Source organism: Dyadobacter luteus (genome assembly GCF_003383615.1).
In the GTDB taxonomy this organism is placed as follows: Bacteria; Bacteroidota; Bacteroidia; order Cytophagales; family Spirosomataceae; genus Dyadobacter; species Dyadobacter luteus.
Genome location: NZ_QNUL01000001.1, coordinates 154,211 through 166,603, shown reverse-complemented (window position 1 = coordinate 166,603; position 12,393 = coordinate 154,211). Strand labels below are relative to the sequence as shown.

General features: G+C 43.0%; 8 protein-coding genes. 5 read left to right on the top strand and 3 right to left on the bottom strand.

Features of this window, described 5'->3' with window-relative positions; genetic code table 11:
• The first annotated feature begins 88 nt into the window (after positions 1-88).
• The 5 genes from DSL64_RS00675 to DSL64_RS00655 all read left to right on the top strand — a co-directional run bounded on the left by DSL64_RS00675 (position 89) and on the right by DSL64_RS00655 (position 6,262).
• Entirely contained in the window at positions 89-847 is a 759-nt protein-coding gene (locus tag DSL64_RS00675; RefSeq protein ID WP_115828712.1) for a hypothetical protein, read from the top strand.
• A gap of 204 nt (positions 848-1,051) precedes the next feature.
• Positions 1,052-2,899, top strand: coding sequence for a chloride channel protein (locus tag DSL64_RS00670; RefSeq protein WP_115828711.1), 1,848 nt, complete (start codon positions 1,052-1,054; stop codon positions 2,897-2,899).
• A 288-nt stretch (positions 2,900-3,187) separates the two neighbouring features.
• Positions 3,188-3,622, top strand: coding sequence for a MarR family winged helix-turn-helix transcriptional regulator (locus tag DSL64_RS00665; protein WP_115828710.1), 435 nt, complete (start codon positions 3,188-3,190; stop codon positions 3,620-3,622).
• A 626-nt stretch (positions 3,623-4,248) separates the two neighbouring features.
• Complete coding sequence (locus DSL64_RS00660; RefSeq protein ID WP_115828709.1) at positions 4,249-5,304, top strand: acyltransferase family protein; 1,056 nt, start codon at positions 4,249-4,251, stop codon at positions 5,302-5,304.
• A 1-nt stretch (position 5,305) separates the two neighbouring features.
• Positions 5,306-6,262 (top strand): SGNH/GDSL hydrolase family protein, encoded by a 957-nt coding sequence (locus DSL64_RS00655; protein WP_115828708.1) that lies wholly within the window; start codon positions 5,306-5,308, stop codon positions 6,260-6,262.
• Between the two features lie 90 nt (positions 6,263-6,352).
• Here DSL64_RS00655 and DSL64_RS00650 read toward each other — a convergent pair whose 3' ends face one another.
• The 3 genes from DSL64_RS00650 to DSL64_RS00640 form a co-directional block, all read right to left on the bottom strand.
• Positions 6,353-10,141 (bottom strand): metallophosphoesterase, encoded by a 3,789-nt coding sequence (locus tag DSL64_RS00650; protein ID WP_115829127.1) that lies wholly within the window; start codon positions 10,139-10,141, stop codon positions 6,353-6,355.
• 95 nt (positions 10,142-10,236) lie between these two features.
• Positions 10,237-11,088 (bottom strand): SdiA-regulated domain-containing protein, encoded by an 852-nt coding sequence (locus DSL64_RS00645; RefSeq protein ID WP_199539309.1) that lies wholly within the window; start codon positions 11,086-11,088, stop codon positions 10,237-10,239.
• A 53-nt stretch (positions 11,089-11,141) separates the two neighbouring features.
• The gene (locus tag DSL64_RS00640; protein ID WP_115829125.1) at positions 11,142-12,374 is read right to left on the bottom strand and encodes a Pycsar system effector family protein; all 1,233 of its coding nucleotides are present in this window, start codon (positions 12,372-12,374) and stop codon (positions 11,142-11,144) included.
• Between the last annotated feature and the right edge of the window lie 19 nt (positions 12,375-12,393).

The window sequence follows — 12,393 nt, the reverse complement described above, 5'->3', positions numbered from 1 at the left end:
GCAACGATTTAGTCGCTGCTCTCGTACTGTAATCTGTAGCATTTACGTTAGAATACCAGTTGTTTAATATTAAGATTTGCTCTGTCAGATGAAAAATAGAAGTAAAGCACTTGTGCTTGTATTGTTTGCCGCATTAGGTGGGTGTAGCTCCTCAAAAACGGTACCTTACGAATCAAAATGGAATGCGCCATTTTCGTATGTAGATGAAATTAAACCAGATCAGCAGGATCAGAAATCCCGGCTTCGTTATGGGATTATAAATGATGATCAGTATGTGTACATCACATTAAAAACCAAAGATCCGGTTACAATCCAAAAAATAGTTACCAACGGACTTAAAGTGGGATTTAGTCCTGAGGGGCAGAAAAAAAACGCTTATTACCTGTTGTTCCCGGTGGTTTTGAAAGAAGATCGCAAGGCTTTGAAACGCATTGATACAGACATGCCCAATAGTTTGGGACTGAATTTGCTACTTGATTCATACAATAAGGAAGCAGTTTGGAAGGACAAAGCAGGGCAGCATTCGATCAATCTGGTGATCGGTGACGGCAGTATCAAGTCCCGCATTTCCATGGATCAAAACGGAGAGCTTACCGAGCAGATCGCGATACCGCTGGGATTGATGGCGGTAACCCCTGGAAAACAATCTACACTGGGAGTTAACATCTCCATCGAAGGCCAGTCTTCTCAATCCGGTTTCTCTCCGAGCATTGGCATCGGCATGGGCGGAGGAATAGGAATGGGCGGAGGTATGGGTGTTGGCATAGGCACGGGCAGGAATCGCTATGGCAACGACGACAGAGGTGTTGACATACGCCTGGAAGTTAAGCTTGCCAGTGCGCACTGAAATAGTTGTTATCACCTAAATGCCATAAGCGCCTGTTGGTTTTGAGCCGGCAGGCGTTTATGATTTCGAGATTACCATAACTAGTAACTGTGTGCTTATTTGTTTGCGTATCCTCCCTCTATTTATTTTCTTGCATGTCCTTTCAATTTGGAATGATATTTACAACGATTTCTATTCATAGAAAATCACTCAAAACGCATTGGTGTGAAGAAAGACACAATCCGGAAATTTTATAGCTTTCTCCGCTTCAGGCGCAATTTTTCAAGATATAGCCTCGAAAAGGCAAGGAGCTTTGAGATTGTTATTTTCTGGCTGAAAAGTGTATTGTCGCGGTCTCAGTTCCTGATTCTGTCGGGTATTCTGGTAGGTTTTACGTGTGGATTTGCCGGGGTGGTTCTTAAATCACTTGTCCATAAAATTCACTATCTGATCACACACAAAGTGTATTTTGAAGACCAGGTTTTTTTCTATCTGATCTTTCCTTTTCTGGGTATTGTCATTACGAGTTTATTGGTTGTTGTGATTTTTAATGGCCAGGATAAAAAGGGAATCCCGGTTATTCTGTATGAAATCGCGAAGAATTCCAGTGTGGTTTCTTCTGTGAAAATGTATTCTCAAATTATTCAAAGTGCAGTGACAGTTGGTTTGGGAGGGTCGGCCGGATTGGAGAGTCCTATTGCTGTAACAGGTGCTGCAATTGGATCAAACTTTGCACAAACGTATAAGTTGAAATATAAAGAGCGCACTTTGTTACTGGCAGCAGGTGCAACCGCAGGTATTGCTTCAGCATTTAATGCACCTATTGCAGGTGTTATGTTTGCCTTTGAAATTTTACTTGTCGGTGTTGTTTTTTCAGATTTTATTCCGCTCGTGGTTGCGGCAGTTTGTGGCAGTCTTGTTTCTAAAATATTACTTCAGGAGACCGTATTATTTCAGTTTACAAGCCGCTCTGCATTTGATTATCGCAACCTTGGATTCTACTTTTTGCTGGCAATTTTATGTGGACTCTACGCGCGCTATTTTGTTTTGATAACTAAATATGTAGAGGAATTTTTCAAAGAATTGAAATGGCACAGACTACAAAAAGCAGTACTAGGTGGGGCAGTGTTGTCTCTGTTGTGCGTACTTTATCCACCCTTATTTGGAGAAGGCTATGAGACAATAAAGTCGCTCACAAATGGAAATGTCAGAGAAGTGATGGAGAATAGCTTCTTTCGTTTTATTGGCTACCGCGATTGGGTAGTGCTGGTATTTCTTGCAGTGATTTGTCTGCTCAAAGCTTTTGCAAGTTCCATAACTATTTACAGCGGAGGTAATGGAGGAAACTTTGCACCTTCTCTTTTTTCAGGTGGTACTTTGGGTTTTGTATTTGCACTGTTTTGTCAGCAAATCGGACTGGAACATGTACCTGTTGAAAACCTTGTATTGGTAGGTATGGCAGGAGTAATGAGTGGTGTTTTATATGCACCTCTGACTGCTATTTTTCTTATTGCTGAATCAAGCTCAGGATACGATCTTTTTATTCCGTTAATGCTGGTAAGTGTGATGTCATTTCTGATTGCAAAATGGTTCTCTCCCAACTCCCCTGACCTTCAAAAACTGGCTGATGAAGGTAAGATTTTTACCCGTGAGCACGACAGGAATTTGTTATCTATGCTGCACACTTTGGACCTGATAGATCAGGACGTGCAGGTACTTTCTATAAATAGTACTTTTCCTGATTTGCTGAATTTACTGAAATGTGGGAAGCGTAATATTATCGCTGTAACCCGAGAGGATGGGGGCTTGTCCGGGATTATCACAATTGATGATTTGAGGCCTTATCTTTTTGATAAAGATGCCTTGGATTCACTCACAGTTTCAGGACTCATCAAAGAGCCCAAAGCGCTCATCTACGAGTTTGACGACGTGGCGTCTGCTGTTCGCAAATTCGACGAAGCAGGCGTGTGGAATCTTCCTGTTGTGAAGGCCGACGGCACCTATGTAGGCTTCATTTCCAAATCCGGAATCCTTAATCGCTACCGTGAATTGCTCCGCGCTTATTCTGAATAAAAGAGCCCTGAGTGGCCATCAGGCGTTATTCAAATAAATTCTTGTGATAAGCACCATAGGGATAGTGCTATTTTCTTTTCTGTATCCGGTTCACACTCTGCAACGGTACTTGTACAGCCAATTCTCAGCGGCATCCTGCGGCAATGTTTATCTACTATCTGTTTTATAGATTTTGTATCAATGCTCTGTTTCAAAATTTCTAAATAATTTATTAACAGACACTTGCATCAGTAATTTATTTGATATATATTTGAACAGTCAAGTATATATCAAATAATAATCAAATATATGTCAAGTTTATCTTCTACTTTAAAGTTCTTTTTGAACCTGAATGTTGTGCAGTCTGTTGCTTCCAAACGCTTTGATACAAAGCTGCATAGCCATGGAATCAGCCTGAATGATTTCCTTATCCTTTATCATATCGCCAACGAGCCGGACGAGAAGTTACGCCGCACAGATTTGGCGGAGAAAATCGGATTGACTGCGTCGGGCGTTACGAGAATCTTATCGCCACTGGAGAAACTGGGCTTTGTGAAAAAGGAAGTGAATGCACGGGATGCGAGAGTGAGCTATGTTAAATTATCTTCCGCAGGGAAGCGTATTCTTAATGAAGCACTTGCCACCGCAGAAGCCACAGCTGAACAAATATTGCCAGAGTCGAAAGCAAAAAAAATGGAAGAGTTTGTGAAGTTTCTGAATGAACTTGGGGGTACGGTTCAGTGACATGAACGGAAGTATGCTGGTGTCAGTTTGCTACCTGAGATGTGGATCAGTGATAAATTTTAATTGTACTTTACTGTTATTTTCCAACATCGGCTCATAGGTGTGGATCGCTTTCTTACTTCAGTAACTGTTGAGAGAATTGTCTGTAAGAAAAAATTTCAGGCTCAGCATAAACAGTTGCACAGGTAACGGATTCAGGAATTTAGCAGCTCTCATATTGAAGCTTTTTTTGCAAGGCTGAAAGGTGTATTTTCATTCATATTCACAGCCATATTTATCTGACTTTGCGCGGATGTTTTTTGGAAAAATAATCGGGTTGTCAAATGTTAAACTAAGCAATCACATCATGCGAAGAATATAATCTGGTCTAATTTGACATTACCACGAATAGAATTATATGAGGATATTTGCTACCGGCTGTCAGCTATCGGCTATCAAACCTATCCAGAAAACCACTTTTTAGCCGATTGCCAGCAGCCGAAAGCCAATTGCAAAATACGCTTGCAAATTGATTCGTGATAATGTTTAATTGGCTAATTTTGCCGGTCAGTTTTAAATTGGGAAATGCCCGATATTTCGGGAAATAATATTTATTTAATCAACACACTTCAATAAGTATCCAGTCAATGCATGCTAATAATTTTCACTTTCTAAGATTTCTTGCTGCTGTTTTTGTGATTTATGGTCACTGCTTTCCTTTGTCGGGACGGAGCAATTTTGACGACTTGCAAATACTCACAGGTGGGCTCTTTCCAACAGCGCACATGGGAGTATGTATTTTCTTTTCTATCAGCGGATATTTAATTGCAACCAGTCTGGTCAGAAGCACCGGATATATCCGTTTTATCTGGAAGCGGTTTATCCGAATAATGCCGGGACTTATTGCAGCTACTATTTTTACAATTCTGATTGTTGGTCCGCTGGCAACAACACTTGGTTTGAAGGAATATTTTACTTCCATGGAAACCTACCGTTATCTGAAATGCCTCAAACTTTTTCCACCATATCCCGACGCGCTTCCCGGAGCGTTTACAGAATTACCTGCAAGTGCGACAAACGGATCTTTATGGACATTAGCTTATGAAGTGACCTGCTATGGTCTTTTATTAGGCGGCTACGCGATTTTTGGCAAAAAACTAAAGTATGTATCGCTGGTATTATTTGTGCTCCTGTGGGGTTCTTTTTTATATTGGCAATCCGCATTAGATGCAAATCCAGTAACGATTCGTTTCATACATCTGGACCTTGGGCATCTGATTAATTTTGGAATGTATTTTCTGTTGGGGAGTGTGATATTTTTCTTTCAGGATCAAATTCCTTACAAAGGTAGTATTGCAATTGCTCTGCTGGCATTATTGCTGGCTGTCTATTATTGCGCTTCGGTTCTGGGACTTTTCCCGCTTGCCGCTATTGGGATGATCAGATATTTGCTGGTTCCTTATGTAGTTTTATATCTGGGATTCAAGAAAGGCCCTTTGAACAAATTCGGTGACATAGGGGATTTGTCATATGGTCTTTATATCTACGCCTTTCCTGTACAGCAACTCATTGTTCAGTACTTTTGGCCACAGGAGATATCAATTACAGAAATGTTCATCTATTCTTTATTACTAACTTTACCCCTCAGCTGGCTCTCCTGGAAGTTTGTAGAGGAGCCAACTTTAAAGCTTAAAACACTGTAAAATGAAATTGAGAGGAATCGCATTGCTGTTCACTACAATCACTATTTTTTCTTTTTGGCAATGCAGAAATGAACCTCATCCGGTACAAATGGGCGTGGACACATGCACAAGCGTAGCACTTTCGGATCCGGGAATATTTATTAGCAAAATGCCGCAGCCGTCTTTTTCGCTGGCATCGGGGAAAGTACCTTACGGTTCAAAGATAGTGCTGCATGCAGATAGCCTTCCGGCTCCGGGAATCTATGAGATCAGTGTGGATGAAGGAAAAAACTGGAAGGCTGCCGAATGTTTTGCCGTAACGGATACGATGAATGTATGGGGGAGGACCAGATACAAAAATATTCTTTCGCCGGTATCAAAAGCTTCTTTTACTATCTTTTACCAAAGGGTGCTTATCGTCGGCAACAGCATTACTCTTCATGGTCCTCTGCCTGATCGTGGATGGTTCGGAAACTGGGGAATGGCAGCTAGTGCTCCGGACAAAGACTATGTGTATCAGATCTCCGCAAAGCTCAAAGCATTAAATCCGGCGGTGGATATCAGGTTGCTGATTGCGGTAGATTTTGAGCAAAATTACCGCACCTACGATTATGCCGCGGTGAAACCTTTTACCGATTTCGCTCCGGATTTGATTGTCATGCGTATCGCGGAAAACACAAAAATGACGACCATTAACGACTATGAAAATCGTTATGACAGGCTTATTACGGAGTTGAGGTTAAAGAATGCATCATCGAAAGTAATCTGTACCACGAGCTTTTGGGCAAATATGGAAGAAGCAAGCTATCGCATCAGAAATGTGGCCCGAAACCGGGGTTATGAAATTGCGGACTTTGCTGAAATGTTTGAAGACGCTTCTCTGACGGCCATTGATAAATTTCAGGAACGTGACATTGGAATACATCCATCTGACAAAGGCATGAAAGCCATTGCAGATAACATCAGCAAGCATTTCTGAACCGGACAATAGCTAAAAATCCCCTCAATACCTGAAATTTCAGTGAATTGAGGGGATTTTTGTTTTGAACTATGAGCAACAATTTCGGATTTAAAACCAGAATCCAATCTGAAATGCGATTCTGGGTTTTTCTTCCTGTTTTTCTTTTGGTATAAACGCTCCAACGGCCAATGTCAGAATATCAACCGGTGCCAGCCAAATCCCACCCCCGTAATTGAAATGCCATTGATTTGAATAGTAATCTTCCATCCACACTCTCCCGTGATCGAAACTTCCAAACAGCCCGTAGGTAAGCGGCAGGGCGGGGTTGTAGCTGCTACCCAGTCGAATACGCAGATCTGTATCGTGCCATAGGCTGCTTTTGCCATAAAATCGCTCCGTGCGATATCCTCTCAAACCTTGCTTTCCGCCAAGTGTAGGCATTTGAAAAAATTCATAACCTCCGCCAAAGTTAATTCCTGTACCCACTTGTGTCGCCAGAATCACATTCTCCTTCGTGTCAAGCGCTTTGTACAATGAAAAGCTGGCGCGCCATGCCGCAAAATTGTAATGGGTTTGCAGGTTGGTGGTCCAGCTCAGGTCTGAATTAAAACGGATTCCCGAATGAGGCGCAAAGATGTTGTCGACACTGTTGAAGCCAAACTGCAGTTTTGCCCCCGAATAGTACTTCGTTCCCCAAATCTCGTCATCCAGACCGTTTTCCGGAGAGGTGATAAACCTCTCTGCTGTCTTCTGAATTTTATTTGTTTCGAAGTAGGGTCCCAGCGCCACGAATCCGCTATTACCTGCAAATCGTTTTTTTATGGCAGGAAACACGTGCAGTGCCCCTTGTCTGACCCTGTAATAGTTGGGGTCGTCCACAGGTCGTTCGCTCTCGTTACCAATACCCGCGTAGTTGAACGCGTAAGTGGGACCATGGTAATAAGTGTCCAGGAAGAAATCGAAATTTTTGAAGGCGTTCACGAAGTCTCCCCGGTAATTGACTTTAAATGCTCGGGTATGGAAAGCATAGCTTCCGCCGAATGTCTGCACAGAAGCATAAGGCTCTTTTTTAAATCCGTATCTGGTGATGTTGACATTTCCTCCCAGCAAGACTCCATCATCAGGATTAAAACCTAAAATCGGTAGCGGCAGTGTAATGTCGTAATTGCTGTCGCTGCTTCTGCGATCGTAAATGTTGTAGCGGTAAGCAGAGGAGCGTTTGTCACGCGTTTCCGGGCCTGCTGCCAGAGTATTCTTTTTCAAGTCATCGTAGACAATGGTTTTTTTTGAACCTGAAGCAACTCTTGAACTATCCGTAAAAACATCTTTTCCCAAGCCGCCTATCGCACGGACCTTTGTACCTTTTGACACATTGCCTGTAATGATGAACTCGTCATCGTCGCCATTGCCGTAAAGGTTGATTTCTTTTGTAACGTCAGCTTCGAATATGCGGTGGTAAACCTGTTGTTTCTGACGTCCGTTTTTTCCGGTCTCGAAAACCGTGACACTGGTGTTCCCATTCTCCAGCCGCTCCACTATGAACCGCTCTTTTTCTTCGGTGCCTATAACATTCACCGATTTGCTCACAAACTCATAATGTTTCCTGGCAATTTGCATCAGACTCTCTCTGCGACTTTTGATACTTGCAGAAATCGACGCAGAGGACATTTTCCTTGCTTCGGCGGGCCAATCCCTGAAAGAGGCTTCGATCGCGTCGTCAGTGAGATTTTTCTGTATAAAAACAACTTGTTCCTGCCATTGTTCCCAGGATAAACTGTTCAGGAATGTCCGGTCTATGAGTCTTGCGCTCCATGTGGTCCATTTCACACTGCTGATTTCAGGATTGAAACTCTGCAACTGTCGAAGAAAGGGTAGGGTGAGGCGTGCAATTCCGGTTACTGCCCCATCATACAGTGAAAATGCCTGATCACGGTCTCGGGGGATAGGTCTGTAAATGTGAGCGCCATCTCCTTGTTTTATAGATGCCCATGCCCACTGATCATCATGCCGGTCCCAGTCTCCGATCAGAAAATCGAAAAGCCTTGTTCTGACCATCCATTTCTCATCAACTTTGTTTTTGTTATTTTCAAGAATGTTTTCTACCACTTCCGGCGTACTCAGAATGGCGTCAGCATTGCCGAAAAAGGGAGCATTCTTCCATTTCTTTCCGTTGGGGCGTTCTTCAAAAAGATTCATCGTACCTCCGAAAACAGTATTGTAGGTGTCAAGGCCGGGTTGGGCGGGAACGTAATACAATTTAGGGTTGGTATGGTAAACCTGAATTGCATCTGCCAGAGCTGGCATTGATAAGGGTGCAAACGGATTGGTTGAAAGGAAATTATCCTCAACTAAAAACTTAGCTGCCACCATCTTGTTGAACGGAGCAGGCAGAAATCGGGTCACATCCTTGGTGAGCCCGCGCAGTACGTATTCTTTGCCATCAGCACTTTTAAGTCGTAAAGAGTTGGTTTGGTTACCTCCACCTTGTTTCACCGGAGTAAGTCCTCCTTTGGCAGTACTCAGATCCAGTACGGGAAATCTATATTTTTGTAAGTAAAGGTCCCGGTTATGTTTGCCGAATACTTTGTTATGAAATTGCCCAACAGGTTTAATCTCGGTCTTACTGACGAGTTGATCGACTGAATCAAGTTTCATCGCGTACTCGGGGAACGTGGTTGTGGAATCGATTGTGGCTACCGTATTTGCTGATTTGACTTTTTTCTGGTAGATGACCCGGGCATCCTTACCGTCAGTACTGACCTCCCAATATTTTACCCAGGTTTCGCCTCCGTCGTAGAAGTTGAGTGTGCTGAATCCCAGTGACGTCGTGGCAAACTGAGAACCTTTTCCCATCCCAACGGGACTGTTTTTAGAACCGCTACCGCTTACTATAAATTGTTGTCCCTCATTTTCAATGAATTGCAAGGTGTGTTCATGTCCACTTGCAAAAATGAAATTACCGTTTTTCTTGGCGCCTGCCAGCATCGCTGCTCTCAAATCTCTGTAATGCTTGTTGGCCATATCTTGTCGTGAACCAATGGTGGCTCTGAAAAGAGCGCTTAGCGTTCCGAGTCCGGGAAGTGGAATGTAAAGCTTTGGATTCATTTCCGTAAGCGGAAACAAATGCTGTTTAAGCGTAAACTTCCCTCCATGCGGACCATAGGTATACAACGGATGATGCATGGCGATCACAACATTTTTGCTGCGATATTTTCTGAGTACGTTTTCAAAAACGAATTTGAAATGTTCCCGATTTTTGATTTCACAACCGTCGTTTATCCCGGAATCCTTATCCCAGTCGGTGAGCCACCATTGTGAATCCACCACGATGATTACAACATTATCATTCAATTCTACAACCTCCGGTCCCGAACAGCCGTCCAATGGTAGAAAGTAATCTTCGTAATCGTCTTTGTTTGTCTTACCACGGCGCTGGTTTAGGTATTTCTGGATGTATTTTTCCTGTCGCTTTAAGCCTTTAACACCCCAGCCACGCCAATCATGATTGCCGGGTAGAAAAATAGGGCGTCCTTTGAAGTTGTGCAATGTTTCCAGCTGCGAATCAATTCTGTACTCGGCGACTTTACGATTTAATGAATCCTCGGAAGGCGGCATACCATATTCATAAATGTTATCGCCCATAAAAAGAGCCGAACTTTGCTTCGATTCCTTCGCCAGTTTTGTTTTCAGATATTCCAGCACGGGTGCGGGATGTTCAGGAGAATCGTTTCCGGCGTCACCTATCAGATACATGGTATGTTTTAATCGGATTTCCGGGGGCGGGGCTTCGGATTGCCATTGCCTGGCAGCAGGTGCATACTGTGTTTTATAACTGGCACAGGATGCCATAAATGCAAGAAAAATCGGAATGGAGATATAACGAATTGTCTGTTTCATTGTGGTGGGGGACATGTCTCCGGATATTCCGGATTATCAAATTCTGCAATGCAGAGGGACTTGCTTTGGAAAGGTGTGAATCCGGATCAGATGCTTTAGTTGCCGTTGCGTTTGAATTTAAGAATGTTTCCGTCTGCAAGGTCATCACCTTCATTGGAGATATACATATTGCCATTTTTGTCGAAAGCAATTCCTTCCGGTTGGGTGAATGTGTTTGAACTGAGAGCAACTACATTCTTTACATTCCATTTATCATCGGTGATTACCAGCATTTTATTAACAGCCGAGACAATGTACCAATTGTTGTTCATTGGGTTGCGTGCCAATGCCGACGGGCGAAAACCTCTTTCCACTTTGCCCGTTATTGCTTTGATCTGATCGACTTCAATGCCAAAAGTTTGCACACGATCAGGTGTGTTTAGATTGATGATATAGCCCGGAACTTTAATTTTTGAATCGGTATCAGCACAGTTTTTGCAGAGCACGTAAATGTTGCCCGTCTGTTCATCGGCATACATGCCTTCGTATTCACCTTTGGGAAGTAGTTTTTTGAACTCCTGCACATTTTCAGCTTCTTCAAATGCAGTTTCGGAGAGTGGAAAGGAGTAGAGCACTCCATTGCTTTTTAGAACAACAACCTTGTCGTTGACAATGGAGATATCTTCAAAATCTCCCTTTTTCGCAAATTTGGTATGCTTCTGAACTTTCACTCCCCAGGCAAGCCTGAACACTTTGCCATCTTCGTCCTGAATGGCGTAAATGGTATCAGCATTTCCTTTATTAAAGCTGATGCCCGATATTTCGAAGAGGCTTTCGGGCATGTTAAACTTTTCCGGTTTATGTAAATCGTATTCAGTGTAGGTTTCCTTAGGTTTATCAGCAGGTGTACAGCCCGTGGTCGAAGCTGTCAATAACGCAGTAAAAATGGGATATAAAAATTTATTCATAGTCTGTAAAAAGGTTTGTTGGTCAGTGTAAGCAACATAGTATATCTGACTACTCAGGATGGACGTCCATAAACGACTGAGGCGATTACAAAGGCAATAACCGATACCACAATGCCGAACATGAACACATTATAGGCTACCCGCAGTAAACGGTATTTCCTGCCGAGAACCATTCCCTGAGAATACACATCTTTGGTAAGGCTGCCGTACAAAAATTCACGGTCGTTCATCATCTTTTGCATTCCCTGGGAGTAGTCGTTGTAGGACATGCGGTAGAAATTACCGAAAAACAGCAGGTTGACGTTTTTCGTGTCTATGTCTTCCTGGGTAAATGTGCCGTGAGGAATTGTCGGTCGTGTTGCAAGGATAGAAAAAACCATGGTGATTACACATATTGTCAACAGAATCATGGTCGGGAGGATCAGGTAGGTATTGTCTTCCAGTTTTCTGATCAGTACACTGAGTAGTACAGAGATGATAATTGAAGTCGTTGTGATCATGATATGGGCTTTATTGTCAGCCATGTCGCTCAGTCTCTGGTGGTTGTTGGAGCTGATCCTGAACATGGTTTCAATACCTTTATCCGGCCTGTCCGACTTCTGTTTTTTACCCTCTGCGGCATCACTCACTGTAGCAGCTTCGTGAGATTTTGGCTCAGTTGTTTCAATCTGTTTCGGTTCCGGCAGCTCTTCATTACTTTTCTCTTTCAGCTTAGCCAGATTTTTGCTTTTCTGTTTAGTGAGAAGTTCCCGACAATAAGCAGTCTTAAAGCTGTGATTTTCCATCAGTTCGATGGTGCTTTTTCGCCATGCGGCCTTGTCAATCTTCTCACTTGAACGCTGTTCAGCTTCTTTGCGCATGAGTTTGTTCCTATCAGCAAAGTCAGTTGTGCCAAGATGGAATAAATCGGCGTCGCACACGATCTCTTCAAGTAAGCTGTTCGCCTTTTGCGGAACAATAGTAGCCAGTATGCAGCCCTTCACCTGAGCTATGGTATCATCAGGGATGCTACATTCTTTCAGAAAATTTGCGGCCAATTCAGCTCCACGTTGCTCATGCCCCTTAGCTTCTCCTGAATAATAACCAGTGTCATGAAACCAGGCAGCTACAGTTACAATAAAGGTATCTTTTTCATCGAGCTGGTAATGGTCAGCAATTCTGTTGGCATTGGCTACTACCGACTCTGTGTGTACCAGATTGTGGTACAGCAGCCGCGCGGTTGCCTCCTGGTTCAGAAATTGATTAACATAGTGCCTTACTTTGACGAGCTGCTGATCGTAATTCATAATTGGAATCAAAATTGGG

Coding starts and splice junctions, on each gene's coding strand:
- DSL64_RS00675 (WP_115828712.1), top strand. CDS start 89: ATGAAAAATAGAAGTAAAGCACTTGTGCTTGTATTGTTTGCCGCATTA.
- DSL64_RS00665 (WP_115828710.1), top strand. CDS start 3,188: ATGTCAAGTTTATCTTCTACTTTAAAGTTCTTTTTGAACCTGAATGTT.
- DSL64_RS00660 (WP_115828709.1), top strand. CDS start 4,249: ATGCATGCTAATAATTTTCACTTTCTAAGATTTCTTGCTGCTGTTTTT.
- DSL64_RS00655 (WP_115828708.1), top strand. CDS start 5,306: ATGAAATTGAGAGGAATCGCATTGCTGTTCACTACAATCACTATTTTT.
- DSL64_RS00650 (WP_115829127.1), bottom strand. CDS start 10,141: ATGAAACAGACAATTCGTTATATCTCCATTCCGATTTTTCTTGCATTT.
- DSL64_RS00645 (WP_199539309.1), bottom strand. CDS start 11,088: ATGAATAAATTTTTATATCCCATTTTTACTGCGTTATTGACAGCTTCG.
- DSL64_RS00640 (WP_115829125.1), bottom strand. CDS start 12,374: ATGAATTACGATCAGCAGCTCGTCAAAGTAAGGCACTATGTTAATCAA.